This is a genomic window from Nocardia sp. NPDC052001, from assembly GCF_040680615.1.
GTDB lineage: Bacteria > Actinomycetota > Actinomycetes > Mycobacteriales > Mycobacteriaceae > Nocardia.
Genome location: NZ_JBFAXC010000005.1, coordinates 128049 through 152987 on the forward strand (window position 1 = coordinate 128049; position 24939 = coordinate 152987).

A 24939-nucleotide genomic window follows, 5' to 3' on the forward strand; every position below is an offset into this window, starting at 1 on the left:
TCCGGTCGTCTAAGAATCGAGGTCGGGCAGCTCGTCGTCGCGGCGGGCGCGCCGGAATGGAATCGACAGTGCGAGACCGATTCCCAGCGCGGCGAGACAGACGATGGACCCGATGACGGCGACCAGACGCGGCAAAGCGTCCGGCCCGGCGGGCTTTTCGAGCGGGGGAATGGCGCGCGGTTTATCGGCGCCGACATTGACCGCCTGCGCGGGCAGCTGCGCGGTGAGCGCGGCGAGCGGATCGATGAGGCCGTAGCCGACCCGGTCGTCACGTCCGGTCGGCCCGCCCGGATTGTGCGCGGTGCGGGTGATCCGGTTCATGACTTCCTGCGCGGTCATATCCGGGTACTTGGCGCGGACGAGCGCGGCCAGTCCCGCGACATACGGTGCCGCGAAACTGGTTCCACCGAGCAGGTTCGGCTTACCGTCCTGGCCGTATCCGTTGGCATCGACGAGTCCGGTGGCGCCGGGCTTGTTGTCCAGCGACACGATCGGGGTGCCGACCGCGGCCACGCTCACCCACGGACCGTGCATCGACGAGTCGGCCGGACTGCCGTCCCTGGAGATGACCGAGGCGACACTGAGCACATAGGGGCTGAACCACGCCGGACTGACCACGGTGCTCAATTTGTCCCACCCGGCGATGGCGTTCTGTCCGCATCCACTGGAGGAGTCGACATTTCCGGCGGCGGCGACCACCACGACATTCCGGTCGTAGGCGTATTTCACCGCCGCGCCCACGGCAGCGTCCTCGGGTGTCGCGGAGGCGCTGGAGCAGGCGGCCAGCGACATATTGATCACCTGCGCGCCCATATTCACCGCGCGTACGACGGAGGCGGCCAGCGTCCGCATATTGCCGTAGCCGGACCCGTGGATCTTGCCCGGCTCATCGCCACCGGACGCGTTCTTGGCCTTGTAGTACTCGCTGTTCTGCCGGATGGAGAGAATGTCGGCATCGGGCGCGACGCCGACGAAGGCGTCATCGGGACTCGGCCGGGCGGCGATGATTCCGGCGACGGCGGTGCCGTGCCCATCGCAGTCGACGGTGCCGTCCCCGTCCGGGGAGACGTAGTCACCGCCCACTTCCACCGAGCCCAACCGCGGATGCCGGGAAACCCCGGTGTCGATGACCGCGACCTTCACCCCCGCGCCGGTGCTGAATTGCCAAGCGGCGGGCAGATTCAGCACGCGCTGTGCGACCGGCGCGTCCTTCTGCGTGGTGCCGCTCATGAACGGTTCGGCGCAAAAGTGCTGTTTCTCAGTGGTTTCCGGCGGTGCGGGCTTACCGCTGAGCGCGATCGCGTCCGCCAGCGCGCCGTCGTCGATCGTCGGCGGCTTGACCTCGGCCGCCGCGATCCCCTGCGGGCTCAACAGCGCGACACCGAGAACCGCTGTGGCACAGAGAATTCGCGACCAGCCTCCGCCGAGCGCTCTCATATGTTGCGCGCCATCGAGTAGACACCCGAGATCCAGAGCACCAGCGGGACGATCGATACGATCAGGCCGTATTCGAAGATCTCGTTGAAGCGCCGGGTCACCGGGGTCACCTCGATGTGCGGGCCGATCACGCCGAACACGATGGCGGCCACCGCGAAAACCAGCAGCAGTCCGGCCGAGACGAGCAGCATGCCGTCGTCCTCGAACGCCAGCAGCACCAGCAGTGAGACGAAAGTCATTCCGCCACCGGCGATCAGGACCGAAGCCTGGGTCAGATCGGCGAAGGCGCGCCCGCGCAGGCACAGGATGATCGCGACGATCACGGCCAGCGCGATGCCCTGCCAGCGTGCGCCGCCCAGCGGATCCGCCGCGGCCACGGCACCGAAGGTCGCGCCGATCGCCGCACCGACGACCATGCCGGTCTGGAATTGATTGGCGATGCGGGCGCGCAATCCGAGCCCGTGCGCCGACGGCAGAACGGTCGCGCCGATCGCGCCGATGCCCTCGATGGTGGGCCGGGGCTCATGATCGGCGGGATCGATGGCCGCACCGGCGGTCGGCACCGGCGGCACCGGCAACCGGGCCAGCATGGCGGCCAGTCGCGGTACGGCCGAGAGCAGCAGAATCGACGCGACCAGTACTCCGGCAGCGAGTTTCGGCAGTTCGGTGTCCCAGATCAGGCGCGCGGCCGCGGCACAGCCGATGAAGATCGCGAGCGTGACGGCCGCGGAGACGATGGCCGCGCCGGTCCGGATCATTCGATATCCGACGACCGCGACCAGCAAAGTCGCACTGGCTCCGAGCAATACGTGCGGACTGCCCAATTCGTGCGGTACGGCCAGCGCCGCGCCACCGAAGGTGAGCAATAGCAGCAGCAGGGTGAGCACCGTCGCGGTCAGCTCATCGCCGTACTTGCGTTCGGCGATGATGGCGGCGACCAGTGCCGCGACCGCGCCGCCGAGCAGCATGGCCGGTGCGACGAATTGATCTCCGGCACCGCGCGATACCGCGCCCAGGAACAGCGCGAACAGCGTCGCGACAATTGCCCCGCACAGTCCGGTCCACCGCGCCGAGGCCGGTGACCAGCCCCGGAACTCCTCGGAGGTGAGCCGCGAGACCGCGTCGATCACATCGTCGAAGAGTGCGGGCGCTTCCTTGGCCGCGACGGCGCGCAGCACCAGCAGTTCACCATCGTAGATTTCGGCGTCATTGAGCGTCTGACTGGGCGCGATCATATCGCGTCCGAGTTTGGCCAGCGTCCAATGTTGTGGCTGGAGCGGCGTTCCCCCTTCTTCGCCGCCCAGCGGGTCCGGATTGCGTGATTCGATAAGCCGCACCAGATCGCCGATGAAGGCGGCGATCGGCGCGTTTGCCGGCAGACCGACGTCGAGCTGGGTATTCCCCCCGATGACGGACACTCGGCACAATTCGGGTTCAGCGGCTCCCAAACCGCTGATCGACTGTGCGGTCACTAGCTGAACTGCTCCCTCACCCTCGTAACAGTTGCCCGCCCAGGGCGGTTAACCATAATGTATCCGACTGTCCGCAACTGTGCGATCCGCACCTGCGGATGGGGATTGTGAACGAAAGCCTAACCAGGTTCAACGAATTCGGGGTTCGACTACGATGATCGACACTCGTCAGGCACAACGCGCCTTCGACGCCGGCGTGCTCTCACTGGGGTTGAGCATCGACGGGCAGGAGTCCAACAAGGATCTCGAGTACGCGAAGCTGGCCTTTCAGCGCGCGACCGAGTGGGATCCCACCATGTGTGACGCCTGGCTCGGCCGGGCGGTAGCCGGTGAGGTAACCAAGGACGTTCTACACAACCTGTACAAGTGCAGCACCATCTCGCTGGGACGGGAACAGCGGCGGTTGGGGCTGCCGCCGCGGGTGTTAGCCGGACGTTTCCTGCCGGGTCTCTACATCGATTACCCGCTGGCCAGTTTCACCGAAATCTGGCTGGCGTACGCGGCCCAGTTGATCGCCGAGAAGCAGTACGGCGAGGCCGAGGTCGTACTGGACGAACTCGAGCAGCATCGCCGGGCGCGGGCCAATGAACCGGACTTCGAGATCGACGGCCGCGTTGCCAAATACGTGCGCGGCATTCTGCATTACAACAGCCAGCGCTGGTCCGATGTGATGACCGTGCTGGCGGGCTCCGAGGCGTGGGAAGATCCGTACCTGGCCGCGGGCGCACATGTGATGGTCGGCACAGCGTGCGCGCAGCTGGGTTTGTTCGGTGAGGCCATTCGCCGCATGGAACAGGCCGAGGCGGGCCCGATTCCGGCCGCCCGCACCGCCGCCATGTTCTGCCGCGGCCTGTGCCTGCGCGAGACCGGCGAGGCCGATGAGGCGCAGGCGCTGTTCGAGAAGGTGTATTCGCAGGCCCCGGATTTCGAGGCCAACACCTCCGCCATGCGCGATCGGACGTACCGGATCACCGTCACCTCCAAAGAGGTGATCGAGGCCCGCACCGATAAATGGGATCCCGCCTCCGCGCCGTCGCTGGAGGAGAAGCGGCAGGCCGAGAATGAGGATCGCGCCAAGGTGATCCTGGCCGAGGCGCGCGCCGAACTGGATAAGCAGATCGGCCTGGCCGCGGTGAAGACCCAGGTCGCGAAACTGCAGTCGAGTGCGCAGCTGGCGAAAATCCGTGCGGAGAAAGGGCTTTCGAGCTCGGCGCGCGGTCAGCACCTGGCGTTCACCGGTCCGCCCGGAACGGGTAAGACCACCATCGCGCGCGTGGTCGCCAAAATCTATTGCGGCCTCGGCATTCTCAAGACCGAGAAGGTGGTGGAGACCAAGCGCTCGGACTTCGTCGGCCAGCACTTGGGTTCCACGGCCATCAAGACCGAGAAGCTGATCGATACCGCCATGGACGGCGTGCTGTTCATCGATGAGGCGTACACCCTTATCCAGCAGGGTCTTTCGGGTGGTGACGCGTTCGGCCGCGAGGCGGTCGACACGCTGCTGGCCCGCATGGAGAACGATCGCGATCGGCTGGTGGTGATCATCGCCGGATACGACGGTGAGATCGACCGCTTCCTGGCCGCCAATGACGGTCTGGCCTCGCGTTTCGCCAAGCGCCTGCAATTCCCGTCGTACACCGCGCCCGAGCTCGGTGAGATCGGTCAGGTCATCGCGCACAAACGGGATTCGGAATTGTCCGATGGCGCGATGGAGCAGCTGGTCAAGACCTGCCAGAAGCTCTACGACCTGGAGAGCACCGATCAGAGCGGGCAGCCGCGGCGCGGGGTGGACGTGGCCGGTAACGGTCGTTTCATCCGCAATCTGATCGAGGCGGCCGAGGAGGAACGCGAATTCCGGCTCGCCAATGACGAATCCATCGATTTGAGCGATATCGACGAGGCCGCGCTCATGCGCATCGAGGCGCCCGATATGAAGGCGGCGCTCACCACGCTGCTGAGCTCACTGGGTTTGTCGTCCGCAGCTGAATAGGGTGTGGCCGCGGGCAACGCGGTTCGCCGGTATAGAGGGGGCTTGGCTGTGAACGAAGGTATGCGGCTGTGAACGAGGGTGTGCGGCTGAACGATACGGAACTGCGTTCGGACGATCTGTGGCTGTTCCGGGTGCTGCCGCTGCGCCTGGTCATTCCGGTCGCGCTGGTGGGGGTGCTCGCCTCCCTGGTGGCGGTCGCATGCCAAGCGCCTTGGTGGGCAGTCGGATTGGCTGCGGCACTGCCGGTGCTGATCGGTCTCGCCCCGATCGGCGGTAAGCCGATCGGTATGCGGATGGGCCGCTGGGTGGCCTATCGCTGGCGGGTATCGCGCCGTCGCCCGGTCGAGGAGTCCAAGCAGTTCGACGTGCCGCTGCCCGACGGCGGCACCTACGGATTGCGCTGGGACGGAACGCTGCTCACCACCATGCTGCGCATCGACACCCCACCGGACACCCTGACGCTGCTGCGGCGCGGTTCGCTGAGCACCGATCAGGTGCTGCCGCTGGCCGAAATCGCTTCCTGCCTAAGGCAATACGATGTCGAACTGGATTCGGCCGATGTGATCAGCACCGGCACCCGCACCGCCGGTACCGAGGCGGTGCTGTCCGGCTATGCCGCGAGCATCGCGCCGCTGGGGCGGCTGTACGACGAAATCCTCGGTCCACTACCGGCTATCGCGCATCGCACGGTGTGGCTGGTACTGCGGCTGAATCCGCTCGCGAACTCCAAGGCCGTGCAGAATCGCGGCGGCGGACCGGAGGGCGCGTTGCGCGCCGCGATCGTCGCGACCCGGCGCGTGGCGAATCGGCTTGCCGCGCGCGGTATCACCGCCTCGATCCTCACCACCGCCGAAATGACCGCGTTCACCCGGGAATTGACCCGCGGTATCCCGCTCGAGGAGTTCGTCGAGACGCCGCATTCGCTGGAGCACAACGACGTTCACCTCACCAGCTTCCAGATCGATCCGAACCTGTTCACCCCCGACGGCCTGGCGGCGGTCTGGTCGGTGCGCAGCCTGGCCACCACGGTCACGGTGCGCCTGCGTCCCGCCGCGGCGAACGCCGACAGCGATCGCAAGGATGAGTTCATCGAGGTGGACGCCCGCGTCCGCTATGACACCCAGCAGCCGATGGACGAACCGCCGGTGGACGGTCTGCGTCAGCTCCCCCAGCGCCAATTGTGGGCGCTCACCGATACTTTGGCGTTCGGCGCGCAGGAGTTGCACTCGTCCTCGCATCGCGGTCCGGTGAGCGCGCTGGCCGAGATCTCGGTGCCGACCGCGGGCTGCGGTCAGCTGATCGGCGCGGACGCCACCGGCAGCGGTGTGGCGGTGCCGCTGATCGGCGATGGTTCACGGCGCATCGACATCATCTCGGACCTGCATCTGGCGCAGCAGGTCATCCTGCGCGCCATCGCGCTGGGCGCGGGCGCGGTGGTGCACACCGCGCGCCCCGGCTCCTGGCAGCGCATGGTCAACAATGTCGGTGCGGCGCACGCGCTTTCGCTGGCCTCCTCGGTCACGCACAGCTCGCGCCACAACACCATGACCGCGCGCGCCCCGCATCCGGCGGCCACCGTGATCGTCTTCGACGGTGTCCCCTCGACCACACCGCCGGGTTCGGCAACCGTTGTCACCGTGCACGATCGGCTCCCCCGGGATTACCAGCCGGACGCCGATGTGACGATCGTGCAGCACCCCAACGCACCGCACACCGTCACGGTGCACACTCCCGCCACCCGTACCACCGCCCAGCTGGTCACGACACCGACCGAACAGCATTACATCGGTGCGACGGGCCGCTGAACCATTTCCCGGCCACAGGCGGGCTGGAAACTACATCCAGCCGCTGTTTACCAGGATGGCGAATTGCGCCGCGGCGCGCTGATGCGCGTCCTGTAACTGCGCGCTGCCGACCTGTGCGACATAGCGACCGGCGCGCACGGTGCAGGTGAATCGCGCGGCGGCCGCGGTGTTCTCGACACAGAACGCATCGGGAACCCCCGTCGGTGCGGCGGTGGTCGGTCCGGCCGCGGTGCGCAGATCGTTCAATACCAGCGTGGCGGCTTTGGGATCACGGGCGCGCGCGACCAGTCCGACCTCGGAAACACGTGCGACGGCATCGATTCCACCGACCTCGAGCAGTCGCCGCCAGAGTTCGGGCGCCACATGCCGGAAGCCGCGCGCGTTGAACACCGCCTCCCGATCGAAACTCGGCGTGAAATCCGCCTTCGGATGCAGCGTCCGCCGCAGCATGTCCTGCGGATCATGATCCAGCGCCCGCATTTCCGGCACCGAAAGCGACGGCAGCTGATCCAGCAACGGCAATTGCGCCGCGATCGTCTTCTTGCCGAGATCCTGTAGGGCGGCGAGATTCGGCCGCGGCTGGGCGACATTCACGATGATCAGATAATTCCCGCGAGCCAAGGCGGCGTCCAGCGACGGAATATCCTGCCGCCAGTGCGCTTTGGCATCCGGATACCAGTCCAGCGTCACCGGCGCATTGGCCTTGGGCGCCGCACCGAACCCCGCGGCCTCCACTTCGATAGCGGCCGTTCGCGCCGCGGCCGGCTCCGGGAATTGCAGTACGGTGAGCCGAACCCAGGTGGTCGCCGACTCGGCGGCGGCCCCCGCGCCGAACCCGAACATCATCCCATTCCGCTCGACAATCGGCGCAAGCCTGTCATCGACGTCTCTACTCGTCCTGATGGCCTTGCCCGCCAGCTCATTTCGCAACCGCGGATCAATCTCGGTCCCCGCAGCCACGAACCCCGCCAGCCGCGTGATCGCCAACTCCGCCCCGAATTCGGTCTTCGACACCGACAGCGCCCGATAATTCAACGGATCAGTCGAGTAAGAGCCCACATCGAGCCCCCGAACATCAACCTCACCCGCGATCGGAACACCGGGAACCACACTCCCGCACCCCGCCAACCCCAGCGCCGCCACCAGCGCCAACGCCGTCTTCCGGAATATCCTGTGCACGTACACCATTACGCCTATCTAGCCTTGACCAGCTGAGCGTACTGCGCCGAAACACATTGCCGGACATCGAGAGCTGTCACATCATCGCGGAACGTGATCACGAAGCACCCGAACCGCTACCTCGGAAGCTTGCCGATGACCATGCGCGCGATGGATTCCGCAACGGCGCAGTGCGATTCAGTGTCATCGTTGCCGTGCACCTGAATCTCCACCTGCTCGAGTTGCTTTCCGAGATCGCGGTATGTATATCGCCGGGTACAGATCGAGGCAACAACGGTTTTCGGAGCTTCCAACTGTCGCCCGTCACCGAGGTCGATCCGGGGGTCGGCCGGGTTCTTGGGCGTGAGCCTTCGAAGATTTATGTCCACCTGGGCAGATCCCTCCCACACACACGAATGAGCAGAGTTCTCCGACGGGACGCTCGGTAGCGGGCCGACCAGTGAATTCAGAGCGGCCTGGTCGATCAGTGCACAGGGATCCACATGTGTGAGCGACCGCCCGGCATCGGAAAGACGCGGCACGTCGGTCACCGCCGACAATCGCGTCAGCAGGTACTCGGCCAGCGCACATTGATTCGGATTCTGTACCGAGACGATCATTCCCCACTTCTGCTCCGCACCAGCTGGTTTCAGTGCGCGGTCACACCTGTCCGTACTCTGCCACCCCAGGATGGGCAAGCCGGTCGCGTTGGAGCTGGTTGGACCGAATCCCTCGATGTAGGTCCCCGGCTCGAAGTTCAGCGATCGCCTCGCACCCCCGTCAACCTGGCAGCCCCACACCCACGACGGACTCATCGACCAGCTGGATACATCGGTCGGCCAGTCCGGCGCGAGTCCGGCCGGAATCGTCTTACCGAGGGCGGTACGCAGCCACTCGCACGCATCAACTTCCCGCATCTGCGGAAGGGAATAGGTGACCGCTGCCGTTTGCGGGGAATCGGTTCGGCCCCATCGAACCCAGGCCGCACCGGCGGACCCTGCGACTACCAATAGCACCGCGAGCAGGATCAAGAGCGTTTTCGCGAGGCGACTTCGAGGGCGGCTTCCTTCCGCCACCGATGCGTACCGCGCCGCGCGACCTCCACTCCGACCGCCTGGCAGCACCACGGTAGCTTCGGGATCTGCTGCCAAGGCAGCGAATTCGGCTCCGAGTCGGTCGATTTCGAGATGCACTGGCTCCGGCCACGGCCGTCCGTGCCCCGACGGCTGTCCGAGGTAGTCCAGGATTTGAGCCGGTGTCGGACGAGCAGCCGGGTCCTTGCGCAGGCATGCTCCGAGCAGCTCCCGCAGATCTGGTGGGACCCGCTCGAGATTCGGTTCGGTATGCACGATGCTGAACAGGGTGTAGGCCAGAGTGGATGCCGCGAACGGGTTCGCGCCAGTCGCCGCCATCACCAATAGCGAACCCAAGGAGAACACATCACTCGCACGAGTAAGCGGTTCCGACAGCGCCTGCTCCGGCGACATATAGGCGGGTGACCCGAGTACCGACCCGGCCTCGGTGAGGCCACCTGGGTTTTCGGTGACCGTAGCGATACCGAAGTCGATCACTCGCGGTCCATCGACCGCCAGTAGAACGTTGGCGGGCTTGAGGTCTCGATGAATCAGGTCGGCCCGGTGAATGGCTTGCAACGCTGATGCCAGGCCGGCCGCAAGCATTCGAACCGCCTGCGGTGGGAGTGGTCCGTACTCCTGTATAACCTTGTCCAGCGGCATTCCCACAACGAAAACCGATGCCAGCCACGGCATCGACGAATCGATGTCGAAATCGATCACCGGTGCCGTGAACGCTCCTGAGACACGGGTCGATGCTGACACCTCGCGGCGGAAGCGGGACCGGTATTCCTTCTCGCCGAGCAAGTGCGCATGCACCTGCTTGATGGCTACAAGGCGACCGTCCGCACCGGTGCCCAGAAGCACCCTTCCCATACCTCCGGAGCCAAGAAGACCCAGGATGCGATAGCGCCCGATCTGCTGAGGATCCTCTTGCGCAAGTGGTCGAATAGTCATTTCGGCAACTGCGAGATCACGGTGGAGAGCACCCGTTCGGCCCGCTCGCACGCGCCGGGGAGATCGTTGTGGGTGGAGAATTGGAGAGACACGACCTCAGCCAGATCATTGTGTGTAGGTCTGGCCATGTAGTTCAGTGTGCAGCTGTGGTATCGCTCGGAATTGTCGTCAATATTGACCGTCGCACCGTTCACCTGCACGGTCGTTGTCTTTCCATTGACACCGAGCTTGTCCGGGCGCATTCGCTCCGAGAATTCGAGGTACAGCATCGCGTCGGAGCCGTCCAGTCCGCATGCCGTCGGAAAGCCGCTATGCCGCAGATTGTCCCCGAGCACCTCGTTGGTCAGGCGCTGGTCCAGCAGTGCGCAGGGATCGAGTCGGCGAATCGAATTCGCTTGCAGTGGTAGCTGAGGCGGATTGACCGCGAGCCGGTTGGCCACAGACAGCAGCACCGCTTCGGAGGACTTACACCCGTCCGACTTCCCCGAGACCGAAATCGCGACGGCGACTGCCGGGCGTCCCTGTGTGATCACCCGGCGATCACAGGACACCGGAATACCAAAAATCGGCATCCAGCCTGCGACGGCACCGGTTGGTGTCCAGTCACCCAGACTGGCCGAGGTGGAACCCACCGACAGTTCGAACGATCGTTTCGTGCCACCCGAATCGGCGTAGCTGGCCGAACACTTACCGGAATAGGAAGTCGAAAAGTCTCCGCTGCGGACTCCGATTTGGCTGCTCACCGATGTGTCCAGCAAGGTGCAGAGATCCAGCAATCGCCACTGGTCTCCCGCCAGAGCCACCGATAGATCGCTGGCCGGCGCGGCATGTCCCGACTGTAGCGCCCACCGGTGCGCAGTCACGCCCGTGGCGGTAAGCAATACGAGACACACGGCGGCGACCGCGAGCAAGCGGAACTTACGCTGCCGTTGCGCACGCAGCCCTGCCAGCTGCGCCTCGTATTTGGCATGCTTCGCAGTGGTTTCCACCCACCAGCCGGAGTCGGACTGATAATCGGCGATCGCATCTCGCACCGCGCCCGGCCAGACCGGTTCTGCCTCGATCTGCCCTGCTGCATCGAGCAGTTGCTCGGGCGTCGGTCGGTCTTCCGGATTCTTCGAAAGGCAGCGAGTGACAATGCCGCGCAATTCCGCAGGCACTCGACCAGTATCCGGGGCCGAGTTCATGACGCTGAAAAGCACTTGGGGAGTGGATGTTCCGGCGAACGGGTTCTCGCCGGACGCCGCCATCGCCAGGATCGCGCCCACCGAGAACACATCGGCGGCCGGGGTCAGCGGAAACCCTTGGGCCTGCTCGGGTGACATGAACGCCGGTGACCCGATAACCGAGCCGGTCATAGTCAGCTGTGCGTCACCCTCCAGGGCGCGAGCAATGCCGAAATCGATCACCCGCGGACCGTCGGGCGCCAACAACACATTGCCAGGCTTGAGATCCCGGTGAATCAGACCAGCGCGATGAATCTCGATCAGCGCCGCGGCTAGACCGGCCGCCAGCAGTCGTAATCCGCCGAGCGACAACGGCCCGGCCTCCTCGATCACCGTCTTCAGTGACGGACCGGGAATGTATTCGGTTGCCAGCCATGGGCTCTCGGACTCAGTGTCACAGTCCACAACGGCCGCCGAATAGGCGCCGGTCACGCTTCGACTGGCTTCCACCTCGCGCCGGAACCGCATCCGGAACTCGGCATCGTTCGCCAGGTGCCGGTGGATCTGCTTGACCGCCACCAGTCTTCCGGTAGGCGACTCACCGAGCAGGACCCGGCCCATACCGCCCTGACCGATCACCGCCACCATGCGATTACGCCCCAGCTGGCGCGGATCTTGCGACCCCAGGCCCTTCATGCGATCCCTCCCGCGTGATTCCTTCGACTGTGCACCGGCTGGATCGCGGTCATCCGGCGTCCTTCAGCAACAGATACTGAGCCGCGGCCAGCTGCCGCACGTCGGACTCCTGATCGCTGAACACCTCGGCAACAACGCCGTCGTACGGAATCAGGCAGCGGAAGCGACGTGCTCCCACAATCGTCGGATTAGGTTGGGTCGCCTTGAAACACATGACATCCACGGTGCCGGGCACTCCCGCGATCGGAATATATTTCGACACCGTCGAGTCACCGGCAAGATAGTTGGTGAAGCTCTTGGAGGCCGCGGCGTCATTCAATTTGTACAGATACTTGTTGTCCGACACCGCGATAGCCTGCACACCCTGCGCGTCGTAATCCCGGGCAGCCGTGGTGGGATCGGCGCCCAGGCCGGCGAAGCCGCGAGCACTGTAAACGGCGAAACTGCGCTGGTCCGGGATCGCGTCGTCGGTCTTGACCAATCGAGTAAGCAGATTGTCCCGATCCATTCGCAGCATCGAGAGCTGATCCGGAGAAGTCGGCGTATAGCTCTCCAGTTTGGGCATCTGCTGCTGATACGTCTTAGAAACGAATCCCGCCAACTGATCAAGGTTCGCCTGCACCCCCTCGACGTACACCGCGATCACAACCGATTTGAATGCCATCCAGCTACCCAGATTTGGCGTTCCAGGCCGCCAATGGCTCAGCGCGGTCGGGTGATCGGCAAGGGGCACAGGAACATTGGAGCCATTCGCGCCGAAATCCTCACGCTCCATGGCCGCTGCGGCATTCGCAGCTGTCTGATCATCGGGAAACGCCACGAGAGCCACCGAGAGCTCGTAATGCTTGTGATACTCACCTATGTAGGGCGTGTCCTGTGCATTCGAGATGAAGGCGGCCAAAGGGTTGAACGGTTCCATCGCCGCGGCGGACACACCGTCGGCGTTCCGGAAGCCGCTGCCGGTGGCGAGCACTTTGCCACCGTGGCCCGCCGAGAACTCCGGTGCCACCTCGCTACCGAATACGACGCGTTCACCCAGGCGAAGCGACTCCACCAGCATCCCGCGCGAGCGACTGGACCGATCATCGAAACCGCTGTCGGGCCGTTGCGTCGAGTAGGCACCGACATCCAGAACCGACGCGTGATCCGTTGTCTGACTGTCACTTCCACACGCGGTGGAAACGCTCGCGATCGCGACGGTCAACGCCGCCACGGCGAGTCGGCGAAACGCGAACCGCATGCATCCCCCTCTGCCCACGACTCCCCCGCGGACATTCGGTAACCATCCAACTCAACCAGCGGTGAGACCGCATGGTCGGCGACAATCTAACATCGGCTGTGTGCCAGAGCCATTTACGATGGAATGCGTCACAGCCGAAGCAGGCGGCAACCTTTCGGTCGAGTGGCGCTATCCGCCAACCGGTTTCTCGATGATCATCGAGTCGTAGCTGGTCGAGGCTGCTGCGGCGCTCAAAGTCGGGCCGGTCACGAACTGCCCGATAACTTCCCACGGGGCCAGCCGCGGCGTGCTACCGAGCCCGAGCATCTGGGCGGTCTTCAGATCGGGTATGCCGTAGCTGATTCCATTGTCCGCGATGTAGAACAGGCTGTCCCGCCGTCGACTGCCCGGCGCAATACCTGTCGACTGCACGAACTCACCGCTGGTCGGCGGTATGTAGGCACCGTCGATGCGATTGCCGGTGCCGTCGGACGTCGCCAGTTTCACCGGAACCGAAGAGTCCGGCAGCGGCAGCCGGGTACCGACCAATAGCGAGACCACGGCTCGATCGGACGGGCCTTCGGCCGTATCGGCGTCCTTGACATCGGTGGCCTTGTTCTTGGACCACGTAATGCAGGAAACCGGGTCGTCTTCCGTGGCGATGATCTTCGGCGCGACACTCGGAAAGTCAGCCACCGGTAGCGGATTCGCCGGGCGATCCAGCCCGACGATCAGGTCCGGCGGTACCGACTTGATTTCATCCATACCCTGCGAATTGGCCGCGCGAATCACGTCGGAGGTGAACGACGAAATGCGTTGTACGCCATCGGAGAGCACTACGTAAAGGTCAGAGTTACTCGAACCACCGAGTGATGCCACACGAATGACTCCACCAACACGAATCCCGTTGAGTCGCCCAGGTCCTGGATCTCCGGCGTTCGGAATGGTCGGCGGAACCAGGGCCGGCACCTCGGTCGCCGCTCCAACCAGACCGGTGGTAATGGGTCGCGGTCGGGGCGCGGTCAGATTCAGTGCACGCAGTATGGTCGGATCGTTGAGATTCACTTCGGCGCGTTTGCCGTCGTAGAGCAGGTAGTCCTTCGTCACCGTCTCGGTGGAACTCTTCGTGGCCACGCTGCGCACCAGCAGAGCAGCATTGCTGTCCGTTGGCTTGATCCGCTCGCTCAGCTCGAGTTTGCCCGCTATCGCCGTGGTTGTCGCGCCCACCGAGGAGGCAGCGCCGCCGGCCGCGGACAGTTGCACGGTGTCGCAAATCGTCCACTGCGATCGATCACCCTGTGTCGACCCCGGCAAAGCCGCCGGGGCGCCGGCAATTCCGAGAATCGGGCCGCGCGGCATCGTATTCAGCTTGCTGTCTTTGACCGATTTCGGAGACTCGGCGCTACCGACATACAAACGAGCGGATGCGAGATTCAGAACCGGCCGTAACTCCACATCGCTCTTGTCGTTCGGGTTCGTGTAAACGACGTACAGCGCACCGCTGTCCTTGCCCATGACGATCTTCGCGTCACCGATCGAGCCTTGGGGACGAATGAAAGCCAAGATCGCGCAACCCGCGACCACCAGCAGCGCCAGAATCGCACCCGACACCAGCGACCGGAACTGAGCGCGCATGGGGTCGTGCAGCATTCGCACATCGCGGCGAATGAGCGCGTGATCGAGACGTCGCAGCAGGAACCGGTACCCATTGACCTGGGCCCGGGTGGTCAACTGGGCTGGCACTGAACCTCCGTCGGAACGAGAACTACAAGCGGGAGACTACCGAGGCGGGCATCCCACAGCGCACCCCACGGTGACAGCGGGGTGCGCTGTGGAAAGAGATCCGGTGGTCTCAGATACCGCCGAAGCCGTCACCGATCTTCTTGTCGGCGCCGAGCGCCGACTGCATGGCGTTCTCGACCGCGACGGCGACCTGGTTCAGCACGTGCAGCGAATCCTTGTACTCGGTCGACCAACGAGCGTGCACATCCTTGAATCCCGTCATGGAATCATTGCTGTTCCACGAGGACTCGAGCTGGTTCGCAGCCTTCTCCAGGTCCTCACCGGCCACCACGAGCTGGCCGAAGTTCGACTTGAGCGACTCCACCAGCGGGTTGATTACGGCGGGGTCATACAGCATTTCGTCCGACATAGGTCAGTCCTCCATCAAAGATTGTCTGGCGATTGAAAGTGGTGCGACTTAGACGAGGTTGGTGTGCGAGCCACCGCTGAGCGACTTGAAGCCCGCTTCGTTCTCGGAATCGAGGTTCGAGAACTGAGCGACACCGGTGCCGACCTGACCCTCGATCTCATGCAGCAGCGTGCGCAGCTTGTCGGCCTCGACGTGCCAGTTGTCGGCGGCGACATTGAACGCGGCCGCGGCCGTGCCCTTGAAGCCGCTCTTCGAGTGGTCGACCTCGTTGGTCACTTTGTCGAGAATGGCCTTCACGGTGGTGACCACGTCAGCCATGTGAGTCTGTGCCGCCTTGGCGACAGCGGTGTTCTGTGAAACGGTCATCGCGAATCCTCCATCAGTGCTTATTTTCGGATCAGCAGGCGGCGCCACTCTGCGCCACCCGGCTCGGATTGGAATAGCTGCCTGGCTACTTGCCCGTCACCGCAGCCACCTCCCCCCAGGCAGCGAGTCGATGAGTGCCGAAATCGCTTGCGCGACACGGTGATCGGTGCCCGGTGTCAACGTGGACCAGACTTGCTGATCCGGAGCGATCCCGGGTGCGGCGACAATGCGCCCGCGCGCGGTGTCGTAAACCACCACGGCCCCCGGGGATCGATCGGTCACGCCGTCGGCGTAGGCGTAGGCCACCACCTCGGCGTAAGCATGGCAGGACGCGAGCGCGAGGCCGTAGACCGTGGCGTCGGTATCGGCGACGCCCAGACTGTAGACGGCGCTCGCGAACTGTTCGGAAGTCGTTGCGGTATCGAAGCGTTCGCTCAGTTCGGTGGATAGCGCACTGAAGCTGGCGACGTCGGCCGGAGGGAATGCGCCGAGGGCGTCCAGGATCGGCCGGGCGAGGGAATCGCCGCTGCCGTCCGTCCAAGTTGAACGGATATCCAGGGTATCGCCGCGCCGGATCGCCAGCACGGTCTCATCGGCGCGCTGCGCGAGGCAGACCCGGATCTGACCATCGGGGGTGTAAATGCGCGCGGCCAGTTCACTGTCGGGCTGCGCGAGAGCGAAAAGCGCTGTGGCTATTCCGGTTTCGACGTCGCCGCGTTGGTCAACGATCCGACCGGATCGCAGATCGGCTCGGGCACGCTCTTGCCCCTCGGCCCACTCGATATGTGAATCCTGTTGCGGGCCAATAGACAACACCAGCGGCAGGGTCTGCACTCCCAAATGGGAGGCGAGCGCCATGACGCTGTCATTGGTGAGGGTCGTCATGCCGACGCCTCCTCACTCGTCGCGGGAACGGGTGCAGGGCTGGAACTCTCGACACCGGTGGTCCCGGCATTGAACGCGATATCCGGAACCCGCTGCTGCGCATTGGGATCCAAGCCACCCAGCACCGCAGGCGCAACCTGCATACCCGAGGTGAGGCCGAGTTCCTCATCGCTGGTGGGCGCACCGGCGAGCCCGGAGCGCGTGTGATGCTCGCTCTCGTCCTGGCTGTTCGGCGCCATACCGCCGGGCGCCATGGGCACCGAACCGGCCTGCTGCACCGTAACCGGTTGCACGGTGACCTTTTGCGTGGTGCTCGCGTTCACCTCGGCCACGCCCTGCGGGCGGAACGCGGTGATGACCGGAGGGATGTTGAGCGCCCCCAGCGGGATTCCCGGCATGCCGGCGGGCAACTCGGGCGTCACCGCTTCCGGATCCACCTGCGGCGCGCTCTGCGTCGGGGTCATACCGGCGGTGATCTGCGGCGGCGCGGGGTGTTCCCAAGGCGTGGCCAGTGTTTCGGTCGCGCCTTCATAGGTGTGCATGACGCGCGACGCGACGGCTTTCACCGTGTCCGCGTCGGTGTCGGTCTGTGCGAGTTGGGCGAGCATCGGGGCGCCGATGGCGGTTCCCAGTTGCTCCAGCGTCTCGCGCAGATGCTTCAGTTTCTCGACATCGTCGGCGTCGGGCATGGCCAGGCGCGCGATTTCGTATGCGGCGGCGTGTGTTTCGGCCTTGGCGGCATTGGCCGCCGCATCGGCCGCGGAACTGGCGAACCAGTCCCGCAGCGTGCGAACGCGCTCGATGAACTGGCTACTGTTCTTCGATTGCCATGCGCTGTCGAGGTTTTCGAGAATGCGCTCGTAGTCGAGTGCGGCCGCGGCGAATCCGGCGCTCAAGCGCGCCCAGGCGAGACCGGCCTCGGCGGCGGGCACTGCGCCCGCCCCCGTCACCAGATCACGTGCCAGCTGCTCGGGTGGTCTGGCTTCCCAGACCACACCGGTGAAGCCGGGGCTCGTCGGTTCCAACATCGGCTACGGCGCTCCTCAGACCGCGAACCCGAGGACGCTCTGCTCCTCGACCGAGGTGTACTGACCGACCTGCGCACGCAGCGCCGCGGCCAGCTTGCGCACCTCGTCGACACCGGTGCCGCCGGACGTCTGGAACGACGCCGCAACGGAATTCAGCGTCTGCGCCGCACGCGTGGAAACCTCATCGGCCCCGGCCGGAGCGATCTCCAGCTTGGCCTGCTCCGCGCTCAGCCCGTTCGCAATGCGATCGGCCAGCGCGTCCAGCTGCATCGCGGCCTGAAGTGCGCTCGACGCATCGAACCGCACGCCTTCGAAATCGTTGGTGCTCATGGCAATCCTCCTAATACCCCTGCGTTTTCAGAGCGTGAGCGCTTTGTCCGGCGGTTCGTCGACGGCTTCCACCGCGCCTACCACCGGGATGGAGACGCCTTCGATTACGCCGACCACTTCGTCGCCGTGTGCGCCGGTGACCAGAGCGGTGCGCTCGCCCGCCGATTCGGTGTCGCCCTTGTTCGCCAAGCCCGCCCCGGTGCCCATGCCGCCGGGCATGCCTGTGGTGGAACGGGTTTGGGTCTCGTTGTTATTGCTGGTGACGCGTGAGACCGGTGAGCCCGAGCCCACGCCCTCCGCCGTCGGCATTTTGCCGGTGTAGGGGCTCAGCGGGCTGTTGCTGAGTCCCGCGCCCATCGGCATGCCGCCCGGGATACCGCCACCGCCACCGGTTGTGGTGGTGTCGTTGGTCTTGAGGGTGGTGTCGACCGGCTTGGTCTCGGTGGTGGTCTTGTCGTCCGGGTTGGTCGTGGTGGTCTTGTTGGTGGTGGTCGTGTCTTTGCTGGTGTTCGAGGTCAGCGCGCTCACGACCGACTGCCCGGCCGAGCTGATGCTGCTGGCCGAGGATGCCGCCGAAGACGCCACCGTGCTGCCCTTTTCGACCACCTTCTGGACGGCGGTGGTGCCGACGTTCAGGAACGGCTGCACGGCCTGCGTCACCTGGTTGGCGAGTGACGCCGCATCCGCGATGTTCGGCGCACCGGGCACCGGGATCTTGATTCCGGCGGCGGCGACATTGGCGGTGTGCACGGTGAGCTGGGCACGGGTGTTGGCGGTGATGGTCCCCGCCTCCGACAACGCGTCGGTGGCCATCGCGACCAGCACCGGCACGCCGACCGGAGTGACCAGGAAGGGCAGATCCGCCAGCACCGACGCGACGAATCGCGAGATGAGGGCCGAGAGCAGCCCGTATCCCTCCGCGACGGTCGCTTCGGCGGCGAGCAGGATCGTCCGCAGCTCCTGCCCCTGCGCGTCAACGGTCGGGATGACGGTTTCGACCTGCTTGCTCTTCACCTCCGCGGCTTTGGCCGCGTCACCCTGCCAACTGTTCGAAACCGCCGCTGTAGCAGCAGAACTCGTGCTGGCCGCCGAGGTGAGCGCCTTGCTCACCGAAGCGAAGATCGAGATCAACTGGGTGCCGATGCTGGCCGCGCCGTTGCCCATGGCGGACAGCAGGCTGATCGCCGGCTGAATCAGCGTCGTGGGATCGATGGTCGGCAGCGTGGGCATCTGGATGCCCGACAGATCCGGCAATTGGATCGCCGGAAACTGCGGCAGCTGCGGCAATCCCAGCCCGTTGATCACATCGGCCACGGGCGTATCCACCAGCGCCCCAGCCGGACTGGTACGAATGACGTCCAGCACGGTGGGGCTCGGTGTCGTAGTGACTACACCGACGGATTCAGTCACAGGTTGCTGAGGAAGGTCGTCGCCGAGGCCAGTTCAGTGGTGGAGTAGGTGCCCACCGCGGACGCGGCGCTGATCGCGGTCTCCGCGTGCACACCGGCGATCTCCGCCGCCGAGGACAGGTAGCTGCCCTGCGCACCCGCGAACGCCAGCAGGAAGTCCTGACCGATCAGACCGAACATCGGCACCGCCGAAGCCATCGCACCGATCGAGTCGGCCGCGGCCGCCCCCGCGATCTGCGCCGCGATCCCGGCATGCGTGGTTCCGTACGCCAGAATCGGTTCGAAATCCGCTTTCACGTAGTCGTTGGCCATCGGTGGTCCCTCCCAGATACACGATCTTGAATGACAGTACAAGCACGAAATTGGTTGTGCCAGACAGTAAAACGCAAATTCTGGCGCAAGATTGCGTTAACGGACCGGATCTACCCGGCCATCTCCTCATTGAACCGATTGACAATTTCCGCCCGCCGCTCGAACGCCGCCCGCGCCGCCGCGGCGGACGTCGCGACCACGACCTGCTCGAACTGATCCGGCGTCATCCGCGAAATAGCATGCCCGAACTGCAAATCCCGCAGCGCGCCATTCCCGTCGACCTCGGCCATCACGGCACCGTCCTCGGAAGTCTCCCGCCCCCGGACCGCGGCCATCTGCTCGGCCAAATCCTGAAACCGATACAGCTGCCGCCGAACCCGCTCCTCGAGCTCATCCATCGACCCCACCATGAGTGTCCCCCCTCCTCACAAAGTGCGTAGCCAGCTCTGCGGCTCTGTATCGTAGTCCTGCTCCTCGACAATCTCTTGTCGAGCCACGTCCGCCTCGGTAGGAAGCCCGGTGCGCGCGAGCATCTCGGGACTCATCCCGGCTTCTTCATACTGCTTCCGCTTGGCAAGCCCCGCGCGCGCCGCCGCCCGCTGACACAGCCGCAGCACCTCCCCCGCCAACTGCGCCGGATCCCGATGCAGCTCAGCCGCATCCACCTTCACAGCCAGCGGAATCCCCTGCTCGGTGGTGCGCAGCTTGATTGAGCCGTACGGGTTCGCGATCGTCGTCGAAGCCCAACCCTGCTCGGCAGCGCCGGAATTGACCGCCCCCTCGGTCATAACAACTCCCTCCCAAGTTTGTTACGGGTATGGCTATCACACGTACAGCCCGTAGCGCCAGCGACTTCGCCTGGAATTCGGAACCAGGGAGCCATCTCACACTGGTCGACTATCACTGGTAGAGCCCCTCCCGCTCCTCCTTGATAACGCGGATCACCGCGGCAATCCTCGAGTTGATCAGCGCGATCGCCCGCCGTTCGTCCGCAGCCGCGGCTGTCGGCGGATTCTGGTCGGTGATCACATATCGACCATCGTCCCGGATATCCCTCCACCGCAACACATGTTCGGTGATTCCGCGTGGTCCGAAAATCGATTTGCCCTGGGTGACGGTGATTTTCCCGATGCGATCGGTCTGTGCCCGAAAGAAGCGCGATGATCTGGCCGAGTCCGAATCGGTCATCCAGTCCCGGACCGTGATGCCTTCGGACTCCGTATCCGCGGGTTCATCACGTCGTGCGGGCAGCACGATGTCCCCTTGCTGACCCGCCTCCGCATCCGGCAGTTCACGGACCAATTCATCCGCGAGCTGCACCGGATCGCATTCTCGAATGCTGTATCCGCCTCCGTGCCAGAAACTCTCGCCAGGTTTCTGGGTCACGACGTAACCCATGGACCCCTGGCGCGCTCCGAGCACCCGGATCTGCCCGGCCGCTCCGAGCGGTTCCTGTTCGTCCCATCCGCTCAGCGCCACAGACAAGTCCGGCTCCGCGACCGCCTTGATCATGGCGAGCACTCCCGGGTCGAACTTCTCCCGAGCGGCCTCCCGCGCCTGACGCCGCTCGTTCTCGTACTCGGCGGTGGAATTCGCCTTCGACTTCGACAGAAAGGGCAGGGGCAGATTGTCCTGCACCAAATCCGCCCACATGACCATGAACTCGGCCTCGGTGAAGTCCCAGCTCGCCATCATTTCTCCGCGACCGGGGTGACCGCGACCGGCAGATCGCCCAGCCCCTCGGCGAGATTCTCACCGGACCTGAGGAATTCGGGTCGCTTGTGCTCCTTGCCCGCGCCCTGGCTGCCCGCCTGCGCTCCCGAGCCCATCGGCGTGCCGGACGCACCGGTCGTGCCCGTCCCGGTGGTGGACGCGGAACCCGTCGCAAGACCCGCGCGCGAGGTGACCGTCGATTCGTCTTTGGTGGTCGAGGAGACGGTGGAGCGCGGGAACAACTTGGTTTGCGGGTTCTCCTTCGGAGCAGTCCCGACTGGACCTCCTCCGCCGCCCCCGGTTGTCGTCTTCGGCGATCCTCCCGGCGAGCCGGGTTCCGTCGGGGTGGTTTGCAGATTCGTCAATGCGGCGAGCTGCTGCTTCAACTGATCGGCGGTCGTCGTCGTATCAGTTGTCGTTGCGCTCTTCTGCAAAGACTGAATCAACGAAGAGCCGGACGAGACCAGGGATTGCGCCAACGATGAACCCTGTTGCGCGAGAGTCGAGAGCAGCGAAGTCAGCTGCGATGTCTGATCCGTGGTCGTCGTTGTCGACGGAGTCTGCGTCTTGGGTTGCTCGGTGGTGACCGGGTTGTTCTTGAGCTCGTCCGTGAGCTCCTGCTTCAAGGTCGAGAGGTCGGGAGTGCCGCTTGGAGTGCCACTCGGGGAACCACTCGGAGAACCCTTGCTGGGATTGCCTCCTGCGCCGTTGTCGGTAAGGGAGGGACCAGGAGCCTTTTGAGTTTGAGGCGACTTCAGGAATGGTATGGCATTACTCGTCGCACGAAGGCCCACCCCATACCATTCATCCCATTTTGCGGCATAGACCGGCTCTACGTACTTTATAGCATCAGGGTCACCCTTTGCAATGCGATAGTCATCCGCAGACATTGTCGGCAATTCGGTCTGCAATTTTCGCAACCAGGAGGCCGATGTGCCGAGGTTTTTTCCCACATTACGCAGCGAACTTATGAGGTCGACCGTACTCTTGTCATATCTCTCAACCGCAGCTCGAGCTTGCGGACCGGAGCCGCCCGTCCAATTTTCACTCCGGAACTCGGCAGCGATGCCGTTAACAAATCTGCCACGCTCGCCGTCCAGGAAATTCGCAGCACCATCCCAATTTCTTGCCGCATCTTCGATCTTATCTATATTGACACTCATCAAATTGTAGTGCGCGAGATACCGCTCCCATTTCATTATAGCCCCAGCCTCAGGCTCGACCGGCATGGTCTCATGTTCGCCATTTGCGACCAGGCTGGCGAGAGCTTTTATTTCGGGCAGGTCCGCCAATTTATCCTGATAATACTTGGTGAAGTTTACTTTTCGATTGATCTCGGTGTAGGGATTTCCGTCGCGATCGTATCGGGGAGTTTTGTCGACGGTGTAATTTACGCCTTCCCCGTCGCCATCTACATCAGGCTTCTTAGCACTTCGCCAACCTGTCAGATCCACTTTACCTGGAGAGAATTTCCTACTATCCGCGAAACCCGGAGCTCCGGTGACACTGCTCTTCAACTTATCAAACTCTGCGGCCGAGTTCGATTCGGTCATCTGAACTTCACTTGCAGCGTTTATGAAGGCTTGCGCCATATTTGTCAGCAATGTGGCATGATCGGTCAGCACTTCATCACGAAGCCGATCGGATACCAGACCGAATTTATCGGCGATCAGCCTGCCGGAAGCCTCCGAACTGAAAGACGGAACGGCCAACAGAGAAATATATTCCTTCTTGAGCTGTTCGACCGCCCACAGCATCGCAGCGCACAAACTTGCATTCTTCTGCGCTAAGTCTGCACTGAACTTGAAACTCTTATTGTGGCCCAGCCCCTGGTCGCCCGCCCACTCGTTGTAGCCTTCGGTCATCGATCCCACCCCTTCTCGACTCTAGTCATCGATGTATCAACGAAATTCGACTGTCGCCGAATGAATAGACAGCGTGCGAGTCCGGGTCGACGGCCAGCGATGAAGGAGCTGGAGCACGGAAGGAGCCGGTTACGGCGTGCGTAACGGTATCGATCGTCCGAATCCTGCTGTCTTGGAAGCTAGCTATGTATAGAGTATGGGTTGCGGAATCGACTGCGACAGCGTCGATCTCCTGCCCCAATCCATCAATGGTTCCTGCCACCGACATCGCAATCGGATCAATGATGGCGATCAGACCCTTCTTGTCTACCGCAAAGACCCTGTTCACTCCCGGGTCGAAGAGAATTTTGGAAGGGTTGATCGACAACGAGATCGTGCCGATGAGGGCGTTTTTCGCCAGATCGACAACCTTCACAGACTTGTCACTGCTCGTCACAAAAGCCGTGCCCGGCTCCGGCACAATGGTGAAGTCAGTAGAGAACGTTCCAGTGGAAATAGTCGCGGTTACCGTGCGGGAGCCGTGGGGAACAACGGCCAGCGAGCTCGCCGCATAATTCCCTATCTTCGGATCAATACCCCTGTCCGAAGAGTTGTTTACATACGCAATATGTGTTACGGGATCGACACCGACCGACACAGACTCTTTATTGGTCGGAATGGTTGTGACAACAGTATTGGTGACGGTATCGAAAATGGTCAGCAATCCATCGCTTCTGCCCGCATTAGGAGCACTGACGACATAGACAGAGCGACCACTCGGGTCAACTGCGATAGCTTGTGGGAAGGCCGCGATCTCGACTGTTGAGATTATTTTCGAGGTGGCCATATCGATAGCCGAGAGCGAGCCCGGAGAAGTGGTGCTCTGATGACCATTCGCAACATATAGGATCTTGGCGGCCGGATCGATGGCGACATAACCGTATGCTCCCGGCGGAACCGGGATCGACTCGATCCTGCCGGCGTTGTCCGTCGCACCCGGGCGTTGATTGCCGCCATCGCCGCCGACGTTGAGCGTGACGGCGATAACGATTGCGATCGTCCAAGCGACGGCCAGTCCTATCCAGACGGTCCTTCGCCGCCGACTTGTGGCAGATGTTTTGACATCCGACCTTCTATGGCGCGGCGCACCGGCCGGATGAGGAAATGGCCTCCCCGAATCCGGGGCAATCAGCGGAAGGTTCGACGCGGTATGGGTCGAACCGGATGTGCCCCATATGGTGTGGGCACCGGGGACCTGACCGTCACGAATCAGATTGAGAGCCGAAGCGGGAAAGAGCTCTCGGGGTAGAGCGAGGCTGGAGCCGAACTCCCGATGGAGGAGAGCCGCGCCGCCGAAAAAGGTGACGCCTTTGATCCCCGTGTAGTCGATGGTCGCGGTCCCGCTCGTCAGGGACACCTCCATCGCCGTTCGGCCGTATCGCACTCGCATCGGCAGCCCGACAGAGGAGTATGCGGTTACCAGGGGATTCTTTTTCATCATGCGCACTCCGGTGATGAGCGCGACGATGATGGCGGCCGGTATCAACAAGGCGATGTACGCACCCAAGAGTCCGAGCGGCCCCGTATCCGAGCGGCCCGCTCCGGTCACTAGTTCGAAGATGTGGCGCGCCATAACCACTAGCGGCAATGCGGCCACAATCGCCCAGGTCCTCGGCGATCGCCAGCGATCGAGCTCGATCACCCGGCTCAGCCGCAGCGCGGTCCTTGAATCCGCCACATAGGTGCACTCGAGCAGCGCTTCCGAACCCTGTTGCCGGGCAGATTGATCCGGCGAACCCGACCCCGGGTGTGGTACCTGCTGGTCAAACGGCTGCTGCACGAACCCCCCTATACCTCCGGCATTCGCACCGACCCTAACGCGCTGGCACCTCGAGAACCAGTCGGTAGCTTCGAACCAGGGGGACGT

At 63.8% G+C, this 24939-nt stretch carries 21 protein-coding genes; 2 read left to right on the forward strand and 19 right to left on the reverse strand.

Annotated elements, in window-relative coordinates:
• Positions 1–9 precede the first annotated feature (9 nt).
• Complete coding sequence (gene mycP, locus AB0L82_RS24845) at positions 10–1371, reverse strand: type VII secretion-associated serine protease mycosin (protein ID WP_364640840.1); 1362 nt, start codon at positions 1369–1371, stop codon at positions 10–12.
• 62 nt (positions 1372–1433) lie between these two features.
• Positions 1434–2909, reverse strand: a complete 1476-nt coding sequence (gene eccD, locus AB0L82_RS24850; RefSeq protein WP_364640843.1) for a type VII secretion integral membrane protein EccD — start codon at positions 2907–2909, stop codon at positions 1434–1436.
• A gap of 154 nt (positions 2910–3063) precedes the next feature.
• Here eccD and eccA point away from each other — a divergent pair, with 154 nt between their 5' ends.
• On the forward strand, positions 3064–4899 hold the full coding sequence (gene eccA, locus AB0L82_RS24855; RefSeq protein ID WP_364640846.1) for a type VII secretion AAA-ATPase EccA: 1836 nt from the start codon (positions 3064–3066) through the stop codon (positions 4897–4899).
• Between the two features lie 68 nt (positions 4900–4967).
• Positions 4968–6704, forward strand: coding sequence for a type VII secretion protein EccE (gene eccE, locus AB0L82_RS24860; protein ID WP_364640849.1), 1737 nt, complete (start codon positions 4968–4970; stop codon positions 6702–6704).
• A 30-nt stretch (positions 6705–6734) separates the two neighbouring features.
• Here eccE and AB0L82_RS24865 read toward each other — a convergent pair whose 3' ends face one another.
• The 17 genes from AB0L82_RS24865 to AB0L82_RS24945 form a co-directional block, all read right to left on the reverse strand.
• Entirely contained in the window at positions 6735–7718 is a 984-nt protein-coding gene (locus tag AB0L82_RS24865) for a hypothetical protein (protein WP_364640852.1), read from the reverse strand.
• 281 nt (positions 7719–7999) lie between these two features.
• Positions 8000–9892 carry a serine/threonine-protein kinase gene (locus AB0L82_RS24870; RefSeq protein WP_364640855.1) on the reverse strand — a complete coding sequence of 631 codons (1893 nt, stop codon included), beginning with the start codon at positions 9890–9892 and terminating at the stop codon, positions 8000–8002.
• Positions 9889–11754 carry a serine/threonine-protein kinase gene (locus tag AB0L82_RS24875; RefSeq protein WP_364640858.1) on the reverse strand — a complete coding sequence of 622 codons (1866 nt, stop codon included), beginning with the start codon at positions 11752–11754 and terminating at the stop codon, positions 9889–9891. The genes AB0L82_RS24870 and AB0L82_RS24875 overlap by 4 nt, the downstream gene beginning before the upstream one ends.
• Positions 11755–11803: 49 nt before the next feature.
• Entirely contained in the window at positions 11804–12994 is a 1191-nt protein-coding gene (locus AB0L82_RS24880) for a hypothetical protein (RefSeq protein ID WP_364640861.1), read from the reverse strand.
• Between the two features lie 168 nt (positions 12995–13162).
• Positions 13163–14716, reverse strand: a complete 1554-nt coding sequence (eccB, locus tag AB0L82_RS24885; protein ID WP_364640864.1) for a type VII secretion protein EccB — start codon at positions 14714–14716, stop codon at positions 13163–13165.
• Between the two features lie 109 nt (positions 14717–14825).
• The gene (locus AB0L82_RS24890; RefSeq protein ID WP_364640867.1) at positions 14826–15125 is read right to left on the reverse strand and encodes a hypothetical protein; all 300 of its coding nucleotides are present in this window, start codon (positions 15123–15125) and stop codon (positions 14826–14828) included.
• Between the two features lie 48 nt (positions 15126–15173).
• A complete protein-coding gene (locus AB0L82_RS24895; protein ID WP_364640869.1) occupies positions 15174–15491 on the reverse strand; it encodes a WXG100 family type VII secretion target in 318 nt (105 codons plus the stop codon).
• A gap of 96 nt (positions 15492–15587) precedes the next feature.
• On the reverse strand, positions 15588–16376 hold the full coding sequence (locus tag AB0L82_RS24900) for an ESX secretion-associated protein EspG (protein ID WP_364640872.1): 789 nt from the start codon (positions 16374–16376) through the stop codon (positions 15588–15590).
• Positions 16373–17404, reverse strand: coding sequence for a PPE domain-containing protein (locus AB0L82_RS24905; protein ID WP_364640875.1), 1032 nt, complete (start codon positions 17402–17404; stop codon positions 16373–16375). The genes AB0L82_RS24900 and AB0L82_RS24905 overlap by 4 nt, the downstream gene beginning before the upstream one ends.
• Before the next feature lie 15 nt (positions 17405–17419).
• Entirely contained in the window at positions 17420–17734 is a 315-nt protein-coding gene (locus tag AB0L82_RS24910) for a PE family protein (RefSeq protein ID WP_364640878.1), read from the reverse strand.
• Between the two features lie 27 nt (positions 17735–17761).
• On the reverse strand, positions 17762–19144 hold the full coding sequence (locus AB0L82_RS24915) for a hypothetical protein (protein ID WP_364640881.1): 1383 nt from the start codon (positions 19142–19144) through the stop codon (positions 17762–17764).
• Positions 19141–19455 (reverse strand): type VII secretion target, encoded by a 315-nt coding sequence (locus AB0L82_RS24920; RefSeq protein WP_364640885.1) that lies wholly within the window; start codon positions 19453–19455, stop codon positions 19141–19143. Before AB0L82_RS24920 ends, AB0L82_RS24915 begins: the two co-directional genes overlap by 4 nt.
• 110 nt (positions 19456–19565) lie before the next feature.
• Positions 19566–19853: a YbaB/EbfC family nucleoid-associated protein gene (locus tag AB0L82_RS24925; RefSeq protein ID WP_364640888.1), complete on the reverse strand. Its 288-nt coding sequence runs from the start codon at positions 19851–19853 to the stop codon at positions 19566–19568.
• A gap of 27 nt (positions 19854–19880) precedes the next feature.
• A complete protein-coding gene (locus AB0L82_RS24930; RefSeq protein ID WP_364640891.1) occupies positions 19881–20243 on the reverse strand; it encodes a hypothetical protein in 363 nt (120 codons plus the stop codon).
• A 112-nt stretch (positions 20244–20355) separates the two neighbouring features.
• Positions 20356–21147 carry an ESX secretion-associated protein EspG gene (locus AB0L82_RS24935; protein ID WP_364640894.1) on the reverse strand — a complete coding sequence of 264 codons (792 nt, stop codon included), beginning with the start codon at positions 21145–21147 and terminating at the stop codon, positions 20356–20358.
• The gene (locus AB0L82_RS24940; protein WP_364640897.1) at positions 21147–23033 is read right to left on the reverse strand and encodes a hypothetical protein; all 1887 of its coding nucleotides are present in this window, start codon (positions 23031–23033) and stop codon (positions 21147–21149) included. The genes AB0L82_RS24935 and AB0L82_RS24940 overlap by 1 nt, the downstream gene beginning before the upstream one ends.
• Positions 23034–23058: 25 nt before the next feature.
• A complete protein-coding gene (locus AB0L82_RS24945) occupies positions 23059–24852 on the reverse strand; it encodes a YncE family protein (protein WP_364640900.1) in 1794 nt (597 codons plus the stop codon).
• Positions 24853–24939 lie beyond the last annotated feature (87 nt).

Excerpts from the sequence above, each read along its gene's own strand:
- eccA (WP_364640846.1), top strand. The coding sequence starts at position 3,064 with ATGATCGACACTCGTCAGGCACAACGCGCCTTCGACGCCGGCGTGCTC.
- AB0L82_RS24870 (WP_364640855.1), bottom strand. The coding sequence starts at position 9,892 with ATGACTATTCGACCACTTGCGCAAGAGGATCCTCAGCAGATCGGGCGC.
- AB0L82_RS24875 (WP_364640858.1), bottom strand. The coding sequence starts at position 11,754 with ATGAAGGGCCTGGGGTCGCAAGATCCGCGCCAGCTGGGGCGTAATCGC.
- AB0L82_RS24880 (WP_364640861.1), bottom strand. The coding sequence starts at position 12,994 with ATGCGGTTCGCGTTTCGCCGACTCGCCGTGGCGGCGTTGACCGTCGCG.
- AB0L82_RS24890 (WP_364640867.1), bottom strand. The coding sequence starts at position 15,125 with ATGTCGGACGAAATGCTGTATGACCCCGCCGTAATCAACCCGCTGGTG.
- AB0L82_RS24895 (WP_364640869.1), bottom strand. The coding sequence starts at position 15,491 with ATGACCGTTTCACAGAACACCGCTGTCGCCAAGGCGGCACAGACTCAC.
- AB0L82_RS24900 (WP_364640872.1), bottom strand. The coding sequence starts at position 16,376 with ATGACGACCCTCACCAATGACAGCGTCATGGCGCTCGCCTCCCATTTG.
- AB0L82_RS24905 (WP_364640875.1), bottom strand. The coding sequence starts at position 17,404 with ATGTTGGAACCGACGAGCCCCGGCTTCACCGGTGTGGTCTGGGAAGCC.
- AB0L82_RS24910 (WP_364640878.1), bottom strand. The coding sequence starts at position 17,734 with ATGAGCACCAACGATTTCGAAGGCGTGCGGTTCGATGCGTCGAGCGCA.
- AB0L82_RS24920 (WP_364640885.1), bottom strand. The coding sequence starts at position 19,455 with ATGGCCAACGACTACGTGAAAGCGGATTTCGAACCGATTCTGGCGTAC.
- AB0L82_RS24925 (WP_364640888.1), bottom strand. The coding sequence starts at position 19,853 with ATGGATGAGCTCGAGGAGCGGGTTCGGCGGCAGCTGTATCGGTTTCAG.
- AB0L82_RS24930 (WP_364640891.1), bottom strand. The coding sequence starts at position 20,243 with ATGACCGAGGGGGCGGTCAATTCCGGCGCTGCCGAGCAGGGTTGGGCT.
- AB0L82_RS24935 (WP_364640894.1), bottom strand. The coding sequence starts at position 21,147 with ATGGCGAGCTGGGACTTCACCGAGGCCGAGTTCATGGTCATGTGGGCG.
- AB0L82_RS24940 (WP_364640897.1), bottom strand. The coding sequence starts at position 23,033 with ATGACCGAAGGCTACAACGAGTGGGCGGGCGACCAGGGGCTGGGCCAC.